Annotated in this window: 1 protein-coding gene; it reads right to left on the bottom strand. The window is 51.0% G+C overall.

The features are described 5' to 3' along the window. Window positions 1–416: hypothetical protein (locus tag ACLD7X_RS17805; RefSeq protein WP_425625457.1), on the bottom strand; the 416-nt coding region annotated here is incomplete at its 3' end. Between the last annotated feature and the right edge of the window lie 223 nt (window positions 417–639).

Raw genomic sequence — 639 nt, 5'->3', positions numbered from 1 at the left:
CTCCGATAGTAGCCCGCCACCAAAGCCTTGCTTCCAATGACCTTAAATTGATTGACGCTGACGTTGGCCAGCAGATTTCCCTTGTGCACATCCAGCAGCCCGCGGTTGAGGTCGAGTTGCAGAAACAGAAAATGGTCGGTATCTGGCTCCGCAAAAAGCCAGTAGGCATAGTTATCGTTCTGGTAGGACATTACCGGAATGTAACGGAAGTCCATCTGGTAGCTCTGTACCCACACCGATTCCAGCTCCGTATCCAGTTTAGTAAAGGTCCAGGTTTCGTCGCGCGTGCCGGTATAGTCCGAGCGCCGGCTCACCATCAGCGCGCCAGCTTCACCAAGCGAGAACAGATCAAACTGCTCATTGGCAAACATACTGGTGGGTACCTCCACCCGGTTGGTCTGCTCCAACTGGGCCATGACCAGGCCGGGAGCCCACCCCAGGAAGAAGACCGTAGTGAGCAATAGAAAGATGCGTGGTATATCTGGTTTTTTCTCGTTCATAAATTGGATTCTCGTTTTACTGCTGAGGTAGTAGTACCTGCGGTGCTGAGCCTGTTTTAAAAGCTAGCGTCTTTCGGAGGACTCTTACTTGCTAATTTACGAATTAGGTAGCAGGAAGGTAAGGCTGCATCAGATTTTT

This window comes from Aphanothece microscopica RSMan92, from assembly GCF_046613545.2.
Classification (GTDB): Bacteria; Cyanobacteriota; Cyanobacteriia; order PCC-6307; family Cyanobiaceae; genus NIES-981.
The sequence above is the reverse complement of the archived record's forward strand: the minus strand, read 5'-3'. Positions and strand labels throughout refer to the sequence as shown.